Below are 21,405 nucleotides of genomic sequence, written 5' to 3' on the forward strand. Positions count from 1 at the left end.
GTATTATTCCGTACCTTTAAAAACACTTATAATAACCGTTATGTTACAGCAAATTCGTCATTATAAATTAGCCTATATGCTTTATAATTTCTTTAAGAAAAGTAAGTTAAAGCATAATATTCCATTATATAAAAAATACGGGGTCAACAAGAGCTATTTTTCAAGTATTTCAAGTAGAGATTTTGCACATCTCCCTCAAAAACAAAGGAGTATTGCTGAACAACAACTTACATCCACTGCTTTTTTTAAAAGTTTATCGGAAGAAAATAAGGATAGTGCCCTTCGTTATGATGATAACGGGTATATGATCCTAAGAAATTTCATTAGTCCTGAAACCGCAGAAAACATCAATATTGAGATTGAAAAGCTAATGAAAAACGGAACATTAAAATTCCATTATGGAGGCAAACTCATGTTTGCGATTCATCATTCCGAAATCATTAGAAATATAGGAAGCGATAAAAATTTGCTGGAGTTTCTGTCTGTTTTGCTTGACGGTAAAGCCAAATTGTTTCAAAGTATCAATTTTATTAACGGAAGCCAGCAGAAAACCCATTCAGATAGTATTCACATGACAACTTTCCCATTGGGAGGACTTTTAGGAGTATGGATTGCTCTGGAAGATGTGGATGAACATAATGGTGCATTACATTATATTCCGGGAAGTCATAAATTACCTTATTTCCTGAATTCTGATTATGATAATGAGGGTACCGCTTTCAAAATAGGGAAGAAAAGCTATAAAGCTTACGAAGAATTTTTGGAAAACAAGGTCAAAGAATTAGGATTGAAAAAAGAAGTTTTCCGTGCGAAAAAAGGAGATATGTTAATTTGGCATGCCAATATTCTGCACGGCGGAGAACCTCATACTGATGAAAACAGAACCCGAAAAAGCCTTGTATATCACTTTTTTGACGAAAACAGTGTATGCTACCATGAAGTTACACAAAGACCTGCATTATTTGAACTGTAATATCAGAAAATATTAGTAATTTTGCAGTCTAAAATTATGACGAGTCTTTCAGGATATTTACCCTATGCATTTGCATTAATTATTGCAATTCCTTTTTTGGTTTTGCTCAGACAATTTGTACACTCGTATATTACTCTTAAAAACCAGGAACTCAAATTACTTACCGTGAAGTCGAATTCGGAGAATAAAGCCCATTCTTATGAGAGAATGACTTTGTTTCTGGATAGAATAAAGCCTTCCAATATAATCCAGCGATTTGATAAGGGATTGGCGGTTCATGAGTTTATTTTCCTTACAGAAAAAGCAATCAATGAAGAGTTTGAATACAATTCCTCCCAACAGCTTTATGTAACGAAAAACTCCTGGAAAAATATTGTGGACTCTAAAAATGCCATTATAGACCTTCTTCATAAAACTTATGACGGTTTGAAAGGGGAGGTGAAACTGGATGAGTTCAAAACCATCTTCATCATGAACTATATGGAAAGCAATGATTACGTTGCTGAAACAATTGAAGATTTAAGAAAAGAAATTTTAATAATAACTTAAAAAATAACAGATAAATAATGATTCCAAATTTTAAAGCACATCCATGGCACGGAATTTCTGCAGGAGAAGATGCGCCAAATGTTGTAAACGTATTTGTGGAAATTGTTCCTTCAGATACTATTAAATATGAAGTAGATAAAGAAACAGGATATTTAAAAGTAGACAGGCCTCAGAAATTCTCTAATATCATCCCGGCTTTATATGGTTTTGTTCCAAGAACATATTGTGATAAAGAAGTGATGAGACTTGCTGTAGAAGCAGGAGCTACTGATGTGACAATGGGAGATCATGACCCACTTGATATTTGTGTTTTAAGTTCTCACAATATCCACGCAGGAGGTTTATTGATGGAAGCTATTCCAATCGGAGGTTTTAAAATGATTGATGGTGGTGAAGCCGATGATAAAATTGTAGCAGTAATGATCAATGACCATGCTTTTGGACACTTCAGAGATATTACTGAGTTGCCAGAAGCGGAAGTAAAAAGATTGATGCACTACTTCCTAACATATAAAAACTTACCGGATGAGCCTGCAAAATGTAGAATTCAAGAGGTTTACGGTGCTGAGCATGCGAGAAAAGTGATTAAAGCTTCTCAAACAGACTACGCAGATAAATTTGGAGGATAAGATTCTCTGATATACATCATATAAAAAGGATAAATAGGAAACTGTTTATCTTTTTTTTTGGAATAAAAATAAAGTTTTCTCTCTAAAAAGACGCTCAGCTTAATACTCTTAAAGTCTTAATTCTTCTTAATGATTTAAAAAATTAAAAAGAGCTTTCAATCCCCATTTTATCAGCTTTTATATTGATTTTCAATCTGTCATATTTTTACAGAAATTGTCATCTTTATCTAAGATTCTTTTGGTTGACAATGATAAGTCCATGATTTTTTTAATGCTTTGATGGTAATTATTTATTATATTTATTTTTCTATTACCAAAAAAATATTAAACTATGGATCTATTTGTGTTAGTGCCAATTTTTGGTGTCGTAGCCTTGGTGTATACATTTCTTCAGAGCAACTGGGTAAGTAAACAGAATGCAGGAAATGAAAAAATGAAAACAATCAGTGGACATATTGCTGATGGTGCCATGGCTTTCTTAAAAGCTGAATATAAAGTCTTAGCCTATTTTGTCGTCGTTGTGGCCATTCTTTTGGCAGTAATGGGATCAAGTAATGCCAATTCTCACTGGAGTATAGGGCTTGCTTTTGTGGTGGGGGCTATTTTTTCTGCGACAGCAGGTTTTATTGGAATGAAAATAGCGACCAAAGCCAATGTAAGAACTGCAGAAGCAGCAAGAACTTCCTTATCTAAAGCTCTTAAAGTTTCTTTTACAGGAGGTTCTGTAATGGGAATGGGGGTGGCAGGACTTGCCGTGTTAGGATTGGGAGCTTTATTTTTAATTATTAAACAGATTTTTGCACCGGAAGCCACAGTAGATTCCCACGAAATGGAAACCACTATAGAAATTCTTACAGGATTTTCCCTTGGTGCCGAATCTATTGCTCTTTTTGCAAGAGTAGGTGGTGGTATTTATACAAAAGCGGCAGATGTTGGAGCTGACCTGGTAGGAAAAGTGGAAGCCGGAATTCCGGAGGATGATCCAAGGAATCCGGCAACTATTGCAGACAATGTGGGAGATAATGTGGGAGATGTTGCAGGAATGGGTGCCGACCTTTTTGGATCTTATGTAGCTACTGTATTGGCAACAATGGTCTTGGGAAGAGAAACCATTTCTGATGACTCATTCGGAGGTTTTGCACCGATTTTGTTACCAATGTTGATTGCAGGAACAGGGATCATCTTTTCCATGATAGGGACTTTATTTGTGAAGATCAATGATAATGAAGGTTCATCCACTTCCAGTGTACAAAATGCATTGAATTTAGGGAACTGGGGCAGTATTGTGATTACAGCTATAGCATCTTATTTTCTGGTAACTTATGTTCTTCCTGAAAAAATGATTCTAAGAGGGCACGAATTTACCAAAATGGGAGTATTTGGGGCAATAATGGTAGGGTTAGTTGTAGGAACCTTAATGAGTATTATTACTGAATATTATACCGCAATGGGGAAAAGACCGGTCTCCAGTATTGTGAGACAATCTTCTACCGGACATGCAACCAATATTATCGGGGGACTTTCTGTAGGAATGGAATCAACATTACTTCCGATTATTGTACTGGCAGGTGGAATCTACGGATCTTATTTATGTGCCGGATTATACGGAGTTGCCATTGCTGCTGCGGGAATGATGGCCACTACAGCGATGCAGCTTGCTATTGATGCGTTTGGGCCAATTGCAGATAATGCAGGAGGTATTGCTGAAATGAGTGAGCTTCCAAAAGAAGTCCGGGAAAAAACAGATATTCTGGACGCTGTAGGAAATACAACCGCTGCTACAGGAAAAGGGTTTGCCATTGCATCTGCAGCATTAACGGCGTTGGCTCTGTTTGCAGCCTTTGTTGGGATTGCAGGGATTGATGGTATTGATATCTACAGAGCGGATGTTCTGGCAGGTCTCTTTGTTGGTGGAATGATTCCGTTTATATTCTCTTCATTAGCGATCACTGCTGTTGGACAAGCTGCTATGGCCATGGTGGAAGAAGTAAGAAGACAGTTCCGTGAAATCCCGGGAATTCTGGAAGGAAAAGCCCAGCCGGAATATGAAAAATGTGTTGCGATTTCTACCGATGCTTCTATTCGAAAAATGATGTTGCCAGGAGCTATTGCCATTATCTCACCATTGCTGATCGGGTTTATCTTTGGTCCCGAAGTACTGGGAGGTTTCCTTGCAGGAGCTACTGTATGTGGTGTATTGATGGGGATGTTCCAGAATAATGCTGGCGGTGCCTGGGATAATGCCAAAAAGTCATTTGAAAAAGGGGTTGATATTAATGGTCAGACGTACTATAAAGGCTCAGAACCTCATAAAGCTTCTGTAACAGGAGATACAGTAGGAGATCCGTTTAAAGATACTTCCGGGCCATCAATGAATATCCTGATTAAGTTAATGTCAATTGTTTCTTTGGTGATTGCCCCTACTTTAGCAGTATTGCATAAGGATAAGATTGAAGCCAACAGGAAGGCGAAAATAGAAAGCTTAATGGGAGTTTCAGGAGTTGCTGCAATGTCTTCAGAACTTAAAGTTCCTGTTGTTCCGGGTGAAGTAAAAGGGCATCTTAATGAAAGTGGAGATTTTGTCTATGAAACCGGAAATCTGCAAAAAGTAAAACTGAAAGGCGGAAAAACAATAGAATTAGGAGAAACCAGTCAGTTGTATCAGCTGTATAATTCTGTGAATCAAAAAGATAAATCTGTTTTAGATCCTAATAAGTGGTATACCATCGAAAACCTTTATTTTGAAACAGGATCAAGTGATTTAAAAGCAGGTTATGAATTACAGTTGAATAATATTGCTGAAATCTTAAATGCTTATCCTGATCTTAAAATAAAATTAGGTGGGTATACTGACAATAGTGGTAATGAAGAAAGTAATCAGAAGTTATCTAACCTGAGGGCTCAGACCGCAAAGCTTAAGCTGTTGGAGTTGGGTATTTCAGCCGATAGGATAGAAGCTGAGGGGTATGGTTCACAACATCCTATTTGTGAAGCCAATGATACTGAAGAATGTAAGGCTAAAAACAGGAGAATTGATGTAAGAGTTCTGGCTCTTTAAGATCAATATAAATAATAGTAAAGCATCGCTTTTGCGATGCTTTTTTGTATGTTAACTCAAAGTATTTACATAATGAAATCAGATTTTTAAGGCACAGAGGCTTTATCTGTGATAAAATTAATTCGTGTATTCGTGGCAAAACTACAGTGTTCTTTATTGAGAATCTTTAATTTTCTTGTGTTTTACAAAAGCATGCTGTTAAATCTTTTGTGCTTTTGTTATTTTCAACCTAAGAAACTATTTATGTGATCATTACAGATTTTTTCTAAGATGCTCCAATGCCTGAATAATCACTTCATCTTTCTTAGCAAAGCTGAACCGGATGTAATCTGAATTCTGCTTGGAGTTATAAAAGGCCGAAAGCGGGAGACAGGCTACCTTTTTATCGATGGTAAGCCATTTTGAAAACTCTACATCTGTCATCGTTTTGGAAACGTTTCTGAAATTGACAATCTGGAAAACACTACCCTCAGCCTCTTGTTCAATTTGCAAAGGTGTTTCTTTAATCAATCGATTAAAAATATCCCGTTTTTTCTGCATTATTGTTTTGTTTTCTGAAGGGTCAAATACTTCCAGGTACCTGGCAATGGCGTATTGAGCAGGTGCATTGGCACTATAGGAAATATATTGCTGATGATTCCTGAATAAAGCGGTCAATTCTTCAGAAGCAAGCATATAGCTTACTTTCCATCCTGAAGTATGAAACATTTTCCCGAATGAAAAAATACAAAATGTCCTGTTCCTAAGTTCAGGATGGATAAATGAACTGTAATGCGCTGCTTCATCATAACAGTAAGTATCGTAAATCTCTTCTGAAATTAAATAAATTTCCCGGTTGCTTATCAATTCATATAATTGTTTCCAGTCATTTTGTTTCCATATTTTTCCGGTGGGGTTTTGTGGTGAGTTAATAATTATTGCTTTGGTTTTTTCGGAAATGCAGGATTTGAACTGATCCCAGTTAATTGTAAGATCGTGATCCAGGTCATAATAAACAGGAATGCCTCCATTCATCACAACGGAAGGCGAATACGTATAATAAGAAGGCTGGATAATAATAACTTCATCTCCTTGATTTAAAATAGATTTAAGCGCAGTATATAAAGCAAAGGTTGCACAGGGTATAATGGTGATTTCATTTATTTTTAAAGAAATACTGTTTTTCCGTTTACTGTTGAAACGAATGATGCTTTCGATTAATACTGGATTTCCGGCAAGAGGTTCATAATGATGAGTATCAAGATTTGCTGCCTCTCTTAAAAAGGATTTCAAACGTTCATCAATATCAAAATCAGGCAGCCCCAACGAAAGATCATAGCTTCCATGTCTTACTGCCAATTCAGACATTTCTGTGAAAAAGGAATAATGAGTAAATCCGTTAATTTCTTTCATCTATTTTGTATTTTAATCAAAAGTAATAAAAAATTGATATTATATAAAGTATATGTTTTTAAATGTGTTAATGTTGATGTTTATTCTTTTAATATTTCATATAGTAAGGGAAATTAAATACGGCTTATATCTACCTGAAAGCCTATGAGAACTTTATATGATCTTTTTTCGTTGTTTCAAATTCAATAAAAATTGTTATTTTTAAGAAATTTATTCTTTATGAAAAAACTACTTATTCCGTTATTGGCTCTTGCTTTGATGACGAGTTGCGGAACGGCACAGGTTGCTGATGGTACATCTACACATCGTATTTCTGAAAAATCAGATAAAGCGTTTACGAATGCCTACAAGATGATTAAGGCTGATGAATTAAAGAAAAACCTTTATGTTATTGCCTCAGACGAGATGGAAGGCAGGGATACAGGAAGCAAAGGCCAGAAAAAAGCGGGAGAGTATATTGTTAATTACTATAAAAACTTAGGGATTTCTTTTCCAAAAGCACTAGGGTCTTATTATCAGAAAGTTCCTTCGGATTTTATGAAAAAAAGAGGGGGTGGAAATCTTCCGGACTCAGAAAATATACTGGCTTTTATCGAAGGAAGTGAAAAACCAGAAGAAATTGTAGTGGTTTCTGCCCATTATGATCATGTGGGAACCAAAAATGGTGTAGTATATAACGGAGCTGATGATGACGGAAGTGGAACGGTTGCTGTAATGGAAATGGCTAAAGCTTTTCAGGAAGCTAAAAAAGCAGGTAAAGGTCCTAAAAGGTCTGTTCTGTTTCTTCATGTAACAGGAGAAGAGCATGGTTTGTTTGGTTCAGAATATTATACAGACCATCCGGTTTTCCCGTTAGCTAATACGGTTGTTGACCTTAACATTGATATGATTGGACGTGATGATCCGGAAAATAGAGGAAAACAATATGTATATGTGATTGGTTCGGATATGTTGAGCTCTCAGCTTAAAGTAATTAATGAAGAAGCTAACAGAAAGACCAATAACTTGGAACTGAACTATAAATATGATGATCTTAATGATCCTCAGCAATTATATTACCGTTCAGACCACTACAATTTTGCCAAAAACAATGTTCCGGTAGCCTTTTTCTTTGATGGAATCCATGAGGACTATCACAAACCAACGGATAAACCGGACAAAATTGATTATAAGTTATTGGAAAAAAGAACCCAGCTTGTTTTTACTACCGCATGGGATATTGCTAACAGAGCAGACAGAATTGTGGTAGATCATAAATAAGGATAACGAATTTAATTGGATTATAACTTATATCCGGAGGTGCAAGATTCATGTATTCAGATTTTTAAGGGTAGATATTATTCTTTAAATTAATCTGGTAAACATGTTTTTTGCACCTTTGTTCTATTCAAGAATCAATTTATTTATGAATATATTAATCCGTGAAGCCAGATCAGAAGATATTCCACAAATTCAGATCATAAGAAATTCAGTGAAGGAAAATACCTTATCAGATCCCGGTTTAGTTACCGATAGAGATTGTGAACTCTTTATGTCTGAAAGAGGGAAAGGCTGGGTAGGCGAAGCAGAAGGGCAGGTTGTAGGCTTTTCGATTGTTGATTTGAAAGAGAATAACATCTGGGCATTATTTGTACATCCTGATTTTGAAAACAAAAAAATTGGAAAAAAGCTTCACAACATAATGCTTGACTGGTATTTTGAACAGACAAAAGACAAAGTTTGGCTTGGAACTTCGCCTCAGACAAGAGCTGAAAATTTTTATAGAAAATTAGGTTGGCGAGAGATTGGGATGCATGGGAAAAATGAGATCAAGTTTGAAATGACTTACGAAAACTGGAAAAATAAAATAATATGAGACCACAATTGAAATCCATAAGACCCTTTATCGGAGCGCAGAACTTTGAGACCAGTCGAAAATTTTATAAAGATTTGGGATTTGAAGAAGTGATCCTTGAACCTAAGTTATCACTCTTTATACGAGAAGAAATAGGGTTTTATCTTCAGGATTATTATGCAAAAGATTGGGTTGATAATACCATGATCTTTATGGAGGTTGCCAGTACAGAGGAATTCTGGAAAGAACTTTTAACTTTAGGACTTACAGATACCTATGAAAATGTAAAACTTACCCCTATAAGAACCATGGATTGGGGGAAAGAGTGTTTTGTACATGATCCATCAGGGATTTTATGGCATTTTGGTGAGTTCTTTTGATTAGGAAAAATAATATAAATGCTGCTAAAGAACTATCTTGGCTGTATAATTTAAGAAAAAATGATTTACGCATTCGATACTTACTACTATGAAGACTATGCCAATACCGTATGTATAGCCTTTGAAAAATGGACATCCGAAAGGGAAGTAGAGATTTTTACAGAGCAAACGCCTGTCTCTTCAGAATATGAAAGCGGAGCTTTTTACAAAAGAGAATTGCCGTGCATTCTGAGTTTATTGAATAAAATTGTTCTAAAAGAAGAAGATATTATCATTGTTGATGGTTATGTTACCCTTGATAATGAAGGAAAAATAGGTTTGGGAGGACATCTTTATGAAGCATTAGAGGGAAAACATCCGATTGTCGGAATTGCCAAAAATGAATTTACTACACCTGATTCCCAAAGAAGAAATGTACTTCGTGGCGATAGTAAAACACCCCTTTTTGTGACGGCGAAAGGAATAGATGTAGATCAGGTTAAGCAAGATGTAGAACAGATGCATGGTCCTTACAGGATTCCTACCTTACTGAAAAAGCTGGATCAGCTAAGCCGGGAATAAAAAATGGAGTGATTTCAAATATTAAAAATAGGCTGTTGTCATTCTGAGAACATTGAAAAATCTCTAAAAATCAGAATGACAGGTTTGAAGCCAATCAATTTTTCTGATGATTAATATACTGATCGGTATATTTTTATATATTTGTATATCCTTTCGCTTAAAAATAAGAGGAGATTTTTTTAATCTAAAATATACCGATTGGTATTTTTAAAAAATAAACAACACTATGAAAGAAGCATTTATCATTGCAGCAAAAAGAACCCCTATCGGAGGTTTTATGGGGAGTTTATCTGGTTTTACAGCTCCACAATTGGGGGCTATGGCTATACAGCATACTTATGAAAGTGTAGGAGTTTCCCCAAAAAATATAGACAGCATATATATGGGAAATGTATTGAGTGCAGGCGTGGGACAGTCGCCGGCGAGACAGTCAGCCATTTTTTCGAAAATTCCGGTAGATAAAGATGCTACCACCGTAAATAAAGTATGTGCTTCAGGAATGAAGGCCGCCATCATCGGAGCACAACAGATCCAACTCGGTTTAGAAAGTCTTGTCATGACAGGCGGAATGGAAAGTATGAGCAATGTGCCTCATTATAATTACCTTCGGAAAGGGCATAAATTAGGTGATACAGCGCTTACAGATGGCCTGATTAAAGACGGTTTGTGGGATGTGTATCATAACTTTCATATGGGAAGTGCGGCAGAGCTAGGAGTGAAAAAATACGGATTAACAAGACAACAACTGGATGACTATGCGCTAAGCTCTTATAAAAGAGCCCAGGAAGCAGCATCAGAAAATAAATTCAAAGCGGAATTATTTAACATCACCACTGAAGGAAAGAAAGGAATTACAATCGTAGAAAGAGATGAAGATATTGATAAACTGATTCCCGAGAAAATATCCTTGTTGAAACCTGTTTTTGAAAATGACGGGATGCTCACGGCTGCCAATTCAAGCAATCTCAATGATGGTGCAGCCGCAATATTACTTGGTTGCTCTGAGGCTGTACAAGAGTATCATCTTAAGCCATTAGCTAAGATTATAGCGTATGCTGATGCTGCTCAGTCCCCGGAGTGGTTTACCACTTCTCCATCTGTTGCCATTCAAAAAGTTTTGAAAAACGCAGGACTTAGCCTGTCTGATATTGATTATTTTGAAATCAATGAAGCTTATTCTTCTGTAATTTTATCCAATCAGCAGATTCTGGGATATGATTTGGATAAGGTTAATGTATATGGGGGAGCTGTGGCAATGGGACATCCAATCGGAGCCTCAGGAGCACGAATTATGGCCACTTTGGTGAATGTATTACGGCAGGAGGGTGGACGGTATGGTATTGCAGCGATCTGTAATGGTGGCGGTGGAGCTTCAGCAATTCTTATTGAAAATTTAAATTAAATAAATAATTTTATACAATAAAAATCGGTTAAAGGGTTTTTTAAAATATTATTTACATCATCAGGAAATATTAAGTATGAAACAGGAAAATGAAGGAATATAGGAAAAATAGATCATTATTGGAAAATAATTCCAACCCATCATACACCGTCTTATTCTGTTGATAAAATGATTTCTGATCATAAAACGATTAAAGTTGTAACGGTAAGTAAGCATTATGAAAACTGGGAACAGATTTTTGAATGTCCTAACCTTGAAGAAATAAACCTGGATAATCCCAGCCAGGCACAGGTTCAAGCAATGAATGAATTTGGAGGTCTTAAAAGAGTAAGAATAAAACATTTTCGAGCTATCTCCGCTACAAAATCTTCCTCAACTGAAAGCACTGCATCTTGAAAATTTCCAGAAGATTTCCAGCTTTGAAAGATTTAAGGAATTAAAACTCTGAGATACCTTCACATTAGCGGAACTTTAGACTGGAAACAACCCATTGAAAATTTCACATTTTTAGAAGCACTTCCAGAACTTGAAATACTCAGTCTTATGTTTTTTCTTCTTAAGACTCCGTTTCCTGCTTTTAAACCTCTTGTAAGGCTGCAAAAGCTTTTGGAGATAAGAATACCCAGAGAAACATTAGATACAGCATAATATGCCTTTTTAGAGATTGCTAAACCAATCGCAATAAAAGGGTTCGAAAATGAAACCTCATGGCCTTTGTATATTAATATTGATTATAGTGATCAGGAATATGTAAGTTTATTGGGACAAGGAGAGGGGAGAATAAAGCTTAATCATCCTGAAATTCATGAGAAATTATAGGCTTACCTGAAAAAATATGAAGACTATAAGGAAAATGCCAAAGAAATCATTCGGAATCTATAATGATTCAAAAGCATTGATAATTATATAATTAACTTTTATTTTATTGTTTATTTATCAATGTTTTTCTATTAAAAATATCTTTAAACTGATAAATATCATTACATTCTTATTTTTATTGATTCTAAATAAATATAAATTTGTCTCATAAAAATTAAGAATTCTATGAAAAAAATAACTACTCTTTCTGCTGTCGTTTTATTTGGGCTCGTAAGCGCTCAGTATTGCACTCCTACTTTTCAGTATGGTGCAGGAAGTAATATGATAAGCAATGTTACCTTTGGGAGTATCAACAATAATTCATCTACCAATTCATCCACAACACAAGAATATGAAGATTTTACTTCTTTTTCAACTGATCTGGTAGCTGGGAATGCATATCCGATATCAATAAAAGGTCCGTCAAGTACTTTTCCCAGTGATGTAATGGTTTATATTGATTTTAACGGGAATGGTAGCTTTGATGATGCGGGAGAGAGCTTTTATATTGGCAGACTGGAGGCAGCCAATCCGGCCAATGCTTTTACTATTGATAATACGATTACGATTCCGTCTACTGTCTCAGGGGGTAGTAAAAGAATGAGAGTGCTTAAAAATACAAATGTAATGGCGTATTCAGATCCGGGTGCTCAAAACTCTATCTCTTCTGCATGTGACTCCGGATTAAGAGCAGGCCAGACTGAAGATTATACAGTAAATATTCAGGGAAATAGCAACAGTTTTCCATTTCCATATTGTGGATCTGAAGGCATAACAAGCCTTACCGTAAGTGAAATAGGTAAGGTAGAATTTGCAGGAGTAGAAAATGAGAGCCCCGTTGATGGAAACTCAACCGTTATAGAAGATTTTACGGGAACCATTTTTAATGTCAGCCGTGGAAATGGGTATCCCATAACCGTGACAGGAGGAACTCATGGACAAGTAACAGTTTCTGCCTATGCTTATATCGATTTTAATCATAATAATCAATTTGATGCCGATGAAAAGTTTAATCTTGGATATCTGGACAATTCAAATCCAATTTCCGGTCATGAATCAGGAGTGACTTCAGAAACAATTACTATTCCAGCTAATGCGTTATTAGGAAATACACGTTTCAGACTGGTAAAAGCGTATGAATCAAGCTCATGGATGGGAACGCTGGAGAATCTTCCATGTCCTTCAGGTTGGTTTATTGGCCAGGCAGAAGATTACACGATCAATGTACAACCGGAAAGCCTTTCCACAACAGAAGTTTCTAAGGATAAGTCTATTGAGGTGAAAGTATATCCAAATCCTACCTCCGGAAACGTATCCATCAGAATGAAAGAAAAGTTGGAAAAATATGAAGTTTATAACATATCAGGACAAAAACTTTCGGAAGGAAACTCTGATACGGTGAATATGAACAGCTTTATTCCAGGAACTTATCTGATTAAAATACAGACAAAAGATAAAAAAGTAATTACTGAAAAGGTAATTAAAAAGTAAAACACATATCTAATCATATCCATATCAATTTTTGTTTTTTACCGGCAGATTATATCTGTCGGTTTTGTTTTGTAGATATTTCATCATATTGATAATGAGTTTTTTTATTTTTGAAAATAAGCTGCAGCTATTTCTTAACTATTCTTAGTGCCTTAAATATCTTAATGGTTCAGGTATTTTAATGCTTTATATATTCTATTTCTGTTCCAAAATATCCAGAAGATCCTGTTTTGAAAGCCCCTGAAATTTTGTTCCGTCTGTTTTAAGAAGGTTCTGAGCCAATAGCTTTTTCTTTTTCTGAAGGGCAAGGATTTTTTCTTCCACTGTATTGGAACAGATCATACGGACAGCAATGACGTTTTTAGTCTGTCCTATACGATAACTTCGGTCGATAGCCTGGTTTTCAGTTGCCGGATTCCACCATGGATCGATCAGGTAAATATAATCAGCTTGGGTAAGGTTAAGTCCCACACCACCAGCTTTTAGACTTATCAAAAACACCCTGATCTCTTCATTCTCCTGGAAGTTAGCTACTTTTTGGCCTCTGTCCTTAGTTTGGCCTGTAAGATATTCGAAAGGAATTCCGTGGCGCTCCAGTTCAGGCTTCAATAAATCCAGCATTCCTACAAACTGAGAGAAAACAAGGATTTTATGATCTTTCGATTTTCCAAGGATCTGTTCCATCAGAATTTCAATTTTAACGGCATTTTCTCCAGAGTATCCTTCTTTAATCAATACGGGAGAATTGCAGATCTGTCTGAGTCTTGTAAGACCTGTAAGAACGTGCATGCTGTTTTTATTGAGATCATCGTCATCATTGGCCGCAATAAATTCACGAAGTTCTTTTTCATAAGCATCATAAATCCTGCGTTGTTCGGTATTCATTTCACAATAGATAACAGTCTCTGTTTTCTCGGGAAGCTCTTTGGCTACTTGTTTCTTAGTTCTGCGGAGAATAAACGGTTTTATCTTCTGCTGAAGCTCCATAGCCCGTTTACTGTACTCAAATTTATCAATAGGAATGGCATAAATATCTTTGAAATACTGTTTGCTGCCCAATAAGCCAGGGCATGCAAAAGAAAGCTGGCTGTAAAGATCGAAAGTGCTGTTTTCAACAGGAGTTCCGGTAAGTACAATTCTGTTCCTGGATTGAAGCAGGCGAGCTGCTTTATATCTTTCAGAATTAGGGTTCTTAATGGTCTGTGACTCATCAAGAAAAGTATAATTGAAATTAAAAGTTTTCAGAAAACGGATATCGGAAAGTAACATTCCGTAGCTGGTGAGAATAATCTCATAATCAGATAGGTGAGTGGTTGATTTTTGCCGATACGGACCATAATGAACTAAAACTTTTATGGAAGGAGCAAACTTTCTGACTTCTTCCTGCCAGTTGAAAATCAGGGAGGTAGGAACTACAACCAGATTCGTGGTATGTCCTCGTTTTTCCCTTTGAGAAAGAATAAATGCAATGACTTGAAGGGTTTTTCCCAATCCCATATCATCGGCAAGACATCCGCCGAAGTTGAAGTCATCAAGAAAATTAAGCCAGTTTAATCCTTCATGCTGATAATCTCTTAATTCAGCATTTAATTCCACAGGAATATTAACCTGAGGAATATTCTTACCGGGTGAAAACTGAGTGGAATAAGTCGTTATTTCATCCTGAATTTCAGTACTCAATATCTTTTTTTCAAAAAGAGAAGAGATTTCAGTAAAATTGATTTTTGGAATCTTTAGCAGCTCTTCATCAATTTCTCCAGCCTGAAAATAAGCAGCGATTTTGTCCATCCATTCTTCAGGAAGAATCCCGAGACTGCCATCATCCAGCTGGACGAATTTACTTTTATTACGGATGGTTCTGTGAAGCTGTTTTAAAGTGGCTTCTTTCTGTCCAAAACCTACTTTTAATTTTGCATTAAACCAATCCAGCCCACTTGTAATCTGAATATTAATCTTGGCACGGTGGGGGTTAAGCTTATTGTTTTTCAGTTCATTAAAGCCTAAAATAATAATACCTTCATTTCGCCATGCTTCAAATGCATTCAAGAACCAGTTATCATCAAGAAATTTATCTCTGTGCAGATAGAAATACTGATAGCCATCCATCTGTTCTTCAAAATCAGGATGCTGCTGCATTACCAAAGAGGTAAAGCGGGCTTCCGAAGCATCATTTCGTTCTATTTTGAAAGGATTTCCATTCTGATCGGTATCAAAAATCTGCTTTCTGGAATATACAGGAACTTCTACCTGACCGTACTTCATGACAGGGGTAATTCCAATATAATTTTCCTGCTGACGAAGATAAATGACTCTTTCTATCTGGAATTTTTTTTCTTCAAGCTGTACTTTCGTTGCGCTTTGTATATAGCTGTAATTGATATGAATATGTTCTTCTAAACTAGAGAGGGTTTGCCGCATGAATTCCTCATATTTTGAAGAATGAATCAGCAAAATTTCGTTATTTGCCTTGAAAAACCTGATGATCCTAAGCATGTCAGGGTGGTCTATAAGGCTGAATGTGTTGCTGTTATATACAAAATATTCATTTCTGATTATCACATTTTTAAAAGGAACGGAAGAATCATTTAATAGCAGGCTTCCGGTAATTTCATAAAATGGATCTTTCTTAAATACAGAGAGTTGAACTTCGGTATTTAAAGTGTTAAGTGTAACAGGTGTAAGGGACTTTGCAGAGACCGTTTCTGCGATTTCCCGATCATGATAGTATACCTCCAGATCGAGAGGATTTTTTACAATTAGTTTTAACGCTTCCCATTCCGCAGCATTATACTCTTCATTGTAGTTGTTCTGAAAAGAAGAAATAGCAGTATAGAATTTTATGTCCAAAGGCTTTTCCGCTTTCCAAATCAATTGCATGGCATCTACGGCATTAACAGGATTTTTAATCTTACCGGTTTGGGTGGTCTCAGCCTCCATGAGAGAAAATACCAAATGATTGTAGTAACGATGTTTACCGATGACCAATATTTGTTTTTTACCTGTTTCCTGTGCTGCCAGCTCATCCAGTTTAGAAGGGAGCTGGGGCAAAAGGTCTCGTTGGAACATTTGCTCATCCATAGGAAGCATTTCCTTGATTTTCGGCAGAATTTCAAGTTTCCCTTCTGTTAATCTCAATTGAAAGTATTGGTCGAGATCCGGTTCATTTTCTAAACCATAGCCTTTGGCTTTAGATAGGAAGGTTTTTTTACGTAGAATTTCATCAAAGAAAATGCGGTATTTCTTTTCTTCCAGAATACAATGGATGATTTCTGCCTGGTGAGCACAAAGCTGAGCTTTAGAATGATCACAAGTACAGCTACAAATCAGCGAATTATTTATACGGCTTATAGTAACCATCGGAAAATCCTGAAGTGAAGAATCCTTTGTAAAGATTCCTGTATTATTTTCGATGGCAACAGGGTAAACTTCATGAAAGTCAGTGATTCCAATAAATGAACTTTCTGAGGTATGCTTTAGTAAATCATACACGGAAAGTGTACTGATATTGATGTTTTCAAGAATATATTCTGCCATAAAAATTACTCAGAGCAAACTTACAAAAAAACGATAAAATGAAAGGACTCTTACAACTTTCAGACCTATAAAATATTTTTAATATAAGAGTCTAACAATGTATCAGATTACTAAATTAAATATATTCATTTTGGCTACAGCTTGGTCCGTTTTGGCAACTCTTATCTTTTTTATGATGCTGAACTTTGTCCTGTAATTTTAAACAAGAAAAAATGAAAACAATTTTTATAACAGGGGCTTCTACAGGATTAGGTAAAGCAACTGCACAATTATTTCAACAGAAAGGATGGAAGGTAATTGCTACCATGAGAAATCCTGAAGCTGCTTCAGATCTTATTTCTCTGGATAATGTAACAGTACTTCCATTGGATGTTACTAATCCGGAACAAATACAGGCGGTTGTCAATCAATCATTGGAATTGGGGGATGTGGATGTTGTTTTTAACAATGCAGGGTATGGTCTTTTAGGACCTTTAGAAGCCTTGAGTGATGATCAGATTGTGAGGCAGCTGAATACAAATTTATTAGGTACGATTCGTGTTACTCAGGCGTTCACGGGTTATTTTAGAGAGAAAAAGAAAGGAATGTTTATTTCTACGACATCCATTGGAGGATTAATGGCTTTCCCTCTGAATTCAATTTATCATGCTACAAAATGGGCATTGGAGGGCTGGAGCGAAAGCATGGCTTTTGAATTGGATAGGTTCGGAATAGATATTAAAACGGTTTCGCCCGGAGGTATTAAAACTGATTTTGTAAGTCGCTCTCTGGATTCTGCAACGGGTCCTGCTTATGAAGAGATGATTAATTCTCTATATTCTGTTATGGAAGGAATGATGGAAGCTGCTTCTACACCGGAACAAATTGCTGAAGTGGTGTATGAGGCTGCAACAGATGGCAAAAAGCAGTTAAGATATGTTGCAGGTGAGGATGCGAAGGCTCTTTATGCACAACGTCTGGAATTAGGTGCTGAAGCATTCAGAGAAGAATTAGGAAGACGGTTTAGTTAGTTATCTATGAGTTTTATAGGGAGCTTCATGAAAAAATGATAATTTTATACCATGGAAAAGAAAGAAAATTCTTTAATAAAAATTTCCTCAATATCGGAGTTACACAGTTTGTTGCAGCTTCCGGGACCGCTTCATCCATTAGTAAGTCTTATAGATAATGAAAAAATGAGCCTTAAAGAGGATTGGGCAGGAAAAAGTTTTATGTTTAATTTCTATAAAATTTCCTATAAATATTCTACAAGCGGGAAAATGGGATACGGACAAGGATATTATGATTTTAATGAAGGCGGAATGATGTTTACAGCTCCGGGGCAGATTCTTTCTCCTGAAGAGAATGCAGAATACTGTGGCTATACACTTTTGATACATCCGGATTTTATCAGGAACTATCCTTTAGCTCAAAATATAAAAAAACTTGGCTTTTTTTCTTATGATACAAATGAAGCCCTTCATTTGTCTGATCAGGAAAAGAAGATTATGCAAGGACTTTTGAACAGTATTAAAAATGAGCTGAATACTGCCATTGATGAAGTAAGTCAGGATGTGATTATTTCCTATACTGAAGTTCTGCTCAATTACAGCAATCGCTTTTATAAAAGACAGTTCATTACAAGAAAAGCTGTAAATAATGATTTGTTGAGCACAATGGAGAAAGTGTTGGAGGATTATTTTAATGATCAGAAAACATTGACAACCGGACTTCCTACAGTGGATTTTTTGGCTTCGAAGCTCAATCTGTCACCTCATTATCTCAGCGATATGTTAAGGAATCTTACAGGACAGAATGCACAACAGCATATTCATGAAAAGTTGATTGAAAAAGCAAAGGAATATCTTACAGGCACTAATTTCTCAGTATCGGAAGTAGCGTATGCTTTAGGATTTGAACATCCACAATCTTTCAATAAATTATTTAAAAAGAAAACAGATCAAACCCCTTTAGGTTACAGACAGCTATTTAATTAGATATACAATGCCCAGCCACTATGGCTGGGCATTCTCTTTAGTGCAATTGGTAGAAGGAATAAGGCTTTAGATAGATCATTAATTGTCATGAGAGTTTAGTTATTTATCTTTATGATGGGAAATATATATAAGTATAACTAATCTTAAAATCAGCATAATATGAAAAAATTAAACTTTATCTTATTCCTAGTTGTCGGAATAGTATCCTATGCTCAGCCATCAATAACCAGAGCTGGGGTTGACCCTATTAACAGTACAATTAATTTAAAATCAGAAGATGTAAGCGGAACTTCTATTACTACAGGTTCAGCGGGAGCAAATATTACCTGGGATTTTTCGGCTTATACAGGAACTAATCCTGTTGCTTATACTACAAGAGTATGCCCTGGCCAATCTAATTGTTTCAGATTTCCAGGGGCAAACAGAATTACATCGCTGACCAATGTTGACAGCCACGACTTTGGTTCTATGACGGATACTGAGGCTACGATGTTGGGCTCTTATTCAGGGCCATCGTTGGGAGATGTTACGGTCACTTATGTCAATCCTTTGATTGAGTATAAGTTTCCGGTTACTTATCTTCAACAGTTTGATGATACGTATGAATTTAATAGTGTTTCAGCCGCCATTGGAAATACCAATGAAATGGGGCAGGTGAGTGTTAATGTAGATGGTTATGGTACTGTAATTACTCCAAGAGGAACTTATTCTAATGTGTTGAGAATAAAAAGAATGAGAACTGCCACACAGACTATTGCCAGTTCACCAACGCCTATTACAGCCACATATACCAACGAATCTTATCAATGGGTAAGCCAGACTAATGGTATGGTGTTTAGTTTTGCCATTAATACTTTTGTATTCAATGGGGTTACAAATGTGTCAAAATCGGTATCTTATCTTGATACTGCAGTACTGTCAACTGTTGATCCGGATAGCAAAAAAAGAGACATTTCTGTCTATCCGAACCCAAGTACAGATTTTATTACAATAACATCAAAAGAGGACCTTAAAAAGATCACAGTGAGCTCTTTGGAAGGTAAAACTGTTATAAGTAAGGGAAGTTCCGGAAATATTGATGTTTCAAAACTTCCAACAGGAATTTATATTCTTCAGGGAGAATTGAAGAATGGAACTGTTGTTTCAAAGAAAATTATTAAAAAGTAAATGAGTTGTTGATATGGAATCAGACGTAAAAGAACTTGAATTTTACGTCTGATCTTTTATTTATCAGAAGATTCCTTTTCTCTGATAAGTGTCTCAATTTTCTGTTTTGCGGCCTCCCATTCATCATCCAGAATACTGTAATAGGCTGCATTTCTTGTGGAACCATCGTTCTGAATTTTGTCTTTGCGCAAGATCCCTTCAAATACACCCCCGATTTTTTCAATCGCTTTTCTTGATCTTAAATTGTTGTCCTTTGTTTTCAGTTGTACACGATTGGTTTTTAATACATCAAAACAGTAGGTAAGTAAGAGTAATTTGCATTCTAAATTAACGGATGTTCCCCAAAACTCTTTGGTGATCCATGTCCAGCCGATCTCTAATTTTTTATCTGATGGATATATTTCGAAAAACCTTGTGGACCCAATCAGCTTTTGAGTTTCCTTATGTCTTATCACAAAAGGATATTGATTTTCGTTTTCCCTTTCTGATAAAGCGAATTCATAGTTTTGATAGAATATTTCTTTATCGGAACCATCAGTAGGAATTAATGCCCAGAGATCTTTATCCGCACCAGCAGAATACAATTCTTCAAAATGTTCTTTTTCCAAGGGAATCAGTTCAACATTTGCTCCTTCTAAGATGGTTGGATGGGATATCCATTTCTCCTTCATAAAATATTTTTTGAAGAGCGAATTTAATGAAAAACAAATGTTTGTTGTATTAAATAACCGTAGTTTTAATTTTAAATAAAATAAAATTTATTTACTGATATTTTCAATGGAATCAATTTGCCAATGATTGTCTTTATTCTTGCTAAGAGTATATCGATAGGTCATCCCAGAGTTTTTCAGATGAAATTCTACATAAGATATCTGGGGAGTAGCCTGTTTTGCAGTGAATGGTATTGCTTTAATATCCCGTAAGTCAGATTGATAATCATCCTGTGTCTTAAAAAAGTAATCATAGTCAAAGCCGTGCGGAGGTCCGTCATTAGCAGGGTTCTTTTTGAAATACTCATTTCCCTCTATATAATTTTGTTGGTAAGCGGCTAAAAACTTTTCAGATAAAAAAGTACTGCTTTTCAGAAAGGAGATTTCTTTATTAACCTGATCAAAGTCAACGGCATAGTCCGCTGGAAGATCATTTTCCTGAGGACCGCCTTTTATAGTATTGAAATGAGAAAGATTATCTTCATGGTCTCTATACCAGATCACGAATAATTTTACCGTTTCTATAGGAGAATTATCCTGAAGTTTTGATGTTATACGTTCTGTATTTTTTTGATTGATGGTATCGTGAACCATAGAAGGCTTGGTGGTCTCTTCTTTTTTGCAATGAATCCATAACAGACATGCTGCAGATAGTAATAATGGTTTCCCTGGCATCATACGTTTTCTTTTTTTTGTGGGCTCTAAATTACAAAATAATAAAACTGGTTTGGTCCGTAATATAGTTCACTGTAGTTTAGAAAAGAATGGCCACGAATACACGAATTTTTATTTGCAGGTATGTAATACTATAGGTAATTTCTGTGTCCGAAAATTTCAGGGTGGGTATGGATCCAGTTCGCTAGTTCTTGTGCTCTTAAAATGTGTCAAAAC

General features: G+C 35.9%; 18 protein-coding genes. 14 read left to right on the plus strand and 4 right to left on the minus strand.

Features of this window, described 5'->3' with window-relative positions:
* The first annotated feature begins 40 nt into the window (after positions 1-40).
* From EL260_RS12405 to EL260_RS12420, 4 genes are all read left to right on the plus strand, one after another.
* Positions 41-973 carry a phytanoyl-CoA dioxygenase family protein gene (locus tag EL260_RS12405; protein WP_123855653.1) on the plus strand — a complete coding sequence of 311 codons (933 nt, stop codon included), beginning with the start codon at positions 41-43 and terminating at the stop codon, positions 971-973.
* 36 nt (positions 974-1,009) lie between these two features.
* Positions 1,010-1,522, plus strand: coding sequence for a DUF7935 family protein (locus EL260_RS12410; protein ID WP_123855654.1), 513 nt, complete (start codon positions 1,010-1,012; stop codon positions 1,520-1,522).
* Between the two features lie 17 nt (positions 1,523-1,539).
* On the plus strand, positions 1,540-2,151 hold the full coding sequence (locus EL260_RS12415; protein WP_045496234.1) for an inorganic pyrophosphatase: 612 nt from the start codon (positions 1,540-1,542) through the stop codon (positions 2,149-2,151).
* 331 nt (positions 2,152-2,482) lie between these two features.
* A complete protein-coding gene (locus tag EL260_RS12420; RefSeq protein WP_123855655.1) occupies positions 2,483-5,209 on the plus strand; it encodes a sodium-translocating pyrophosphatase in 2,727 nt (908 codons plus the stop codon).
* A 252-nt stretch (positions 5,210-5,461) separates the two neighbouring features.
* On the opposite strand, the gene EL260_RS12425 is transcribed toward EL260_RS12420, so the two are convergent.
* On the minus strand, positions 5,462-6,601 hold the full coding sequence (locus tag EL260_RS12425; protein ID WP_123855656.1) for an aminotransferase class I/II-fold pyridoxal phosphate-dependent enzyme: 1,140 nt from the start codon (positions 6,599-6,601) through the stop codon (positions 5,462-5,464).
* Between the two features lie 219 nt (positions 6,602-6,820).
* Between EL260_RS12425 and EL260_RS12430 the strand changes: the two genes are divergently transcribed.
* The 7 genes from EL260_RS12430 to EL260_RS12460 all read left to right on the plus strand — a co-directional run bounded on the left by EL260_RS12430 (position 6,821) and on the right by EL260_RS12460 (position 13,127).
* Entirely contained in the window at positions 6,821-7,861 is a 1,041-nt protein-coding gene (locus EL260_RS12430; protein WP_123855657.1) for a M28 family metallopeptidase, read from the plus strand.
* 145 nt (positions 7,862-8,006) lie between these two features.
* Positions 8,007-8,456: a GNAT family N-acetyltransferase gene (locus EL260_RS12435; RefSeq protein WP_228445439.1), complete on the plus strand. Its 450-nt coding sequence runs from the start codon at positions 8,007-8,009 to the stop codon at positions 8,454-8,456.
* On the plus strand, positions 8,453-8,815 hold the full coding sequence (locus tag EL260_RS12440; protein WP_123855658.1) for a VOC family protein: 363 nt from the start codon (positions 8,453-8,455) through the stop codon (positions 8,813-8,815). Before EL260_RS12435 ends, EL260_RS12440 begins: the two co-directional genes overlap by 4 nt.
* 60 nt (positions 8,816-8,875) lie before the next feature.
* A complete protein-coding gene (locus tag EL260_RS12445) occupies positions 8,876-9,376 on the plus strand; it encodes an endonuclease V (RefSeq protein ID WP_123855659.1) in 501 nt (166 codons plus the stop codon).
* 226 nt (positions 9,377-9,602) lie between these two features.
* The gene (locus EL260_RS12450) at positions 9,603-10,778 is read left to right on the plus strand and encodes an acetyl-CoA C-acyltransferase (protein WP_123855660.1); all 1,176 of its coding nucleotides are present in this window, start codon (positions 9,603-9,605) and stop codon (positions 10,776-10,778) included.
* Between the two features lie 168 nt (positions 10,779-10,946).
* A complete protein-coding gene (locus tag EL260_RS12455; RefSeq protein WP_123855661.1) occupies positions 10,947-11,174 on the plus strand; it encodes a hypothetical protein in 228 nt (75 codons plus the stop codon).
* Between the two features lie 648 nt (positions 11,175-11,822).
* Complete coding sequence (locus EL260_RS12460) at positions 11,823-13,127, plus strand: T9SS type A sorting domain-containing protein (protein ID WP_123855662.1); 1,305 nt, start codon at positions 11,823-11,825, stop codon at positions 13,125-13,127.
* Positions 13,128-13,322: 195 nt separating this feature from the next.
* Here the strand turns inward: EL260_RS12460 and EL260_RS12465 are convergent, their stop codons facing one another.
* Positions 13,323-16,661: a DEAD/DEAH box helicase gene (locus tag EL260_RS12465; protein WP_123855663.1), complete on the minus strand. Its 3,339-nt coding sequence runs from the start codon at positions 16,659-16,661 to the stop codon at positions 13,323-13,325.
* 212 nt (positions 16,662-16,873) lie between these two features.
* Between EL260_RS12465 and EL260_RS12470 the strand changes: the two genes are divergently transcribed.
* From EL260_RS12470 to EL260_RS12480, 3 genes are all read left to right on the plus strand, one after another.
* Complete coding sequence (locus EL260_RS12470; protein WP_123855664.1) at positions 16,874-17,671, plus strand: SDR family oxidoreductase; 798 nt, start codon at positions 16,874-16,876, stop codon at positions 17,669-17,671.
* A gap of 51 nt (positions 17,672-17,722) precedes the next feature.
* On the plus strand, positions 17,723-18,637 hold the full coding sequence (locus tag EL260_RS12475) for a helix-turn-helix domain-containing protein (protein WP_123855665.1): 915 nt from the start codon (positions 17,723-17,725) through the stop codon (positions 18,635-18,637).
* Positions 18,638-18,796: 159 nt separating this feature from the next.
* Entirely contained in the window at positions 18,797-19,804 is a 1,008-nt protein-coding gene (locus EL260_RS12480) for a T9SS type A sorting domain-containing protein (RefSeq protein WP_123855666.1), read from the plus strand.
* 56 nt (positions 19,805-19,860) lie between these two features.
* Here EL260_RS12480 and EL260_RS12485 read toward each other — a convergent pair whose 3' ends face one another.
* Together EL260_RS12485 and EL260_RS12490 are read right to left on the minus strand one after the other, a co-directional pair.
* On the minus strand, positions 19,861-20,475 hold the full coding sequence (locus EL260_RS12485) for a GNAT family N-acetyltransferase (protein WP_123855667.1): 615 nt from the start codon (positions 20,473-20,475) through the stop codon (positions 19,861-19,863).
* An 87-nt stretch (positions 20,476-20,562) separates the two neighbouring features.
* A complete protein-coding gene (locus EL260_RS12490; protein ID WP_123855668.1) occupies positions 20,563-21,192 on the minus strand; it encodes a hypothetical protein in 630 nt (209 codons plus the stop codon).
* Between the last annotated feature and the right edge of the window lie 213 nt (positions 21,193-21,405).

Source organism: Chryseobacterium nakagawai (genome assembly GCF_900637665.1).
In the GTDB taxonomy this organism is placed as follows: domain Bacteria; phylum Bacteroidota; class Bacteroidia; order Flavobacteriales; family Weeksellaceae; genus Chryseobacterium; species Chryseobacterium nakagawai.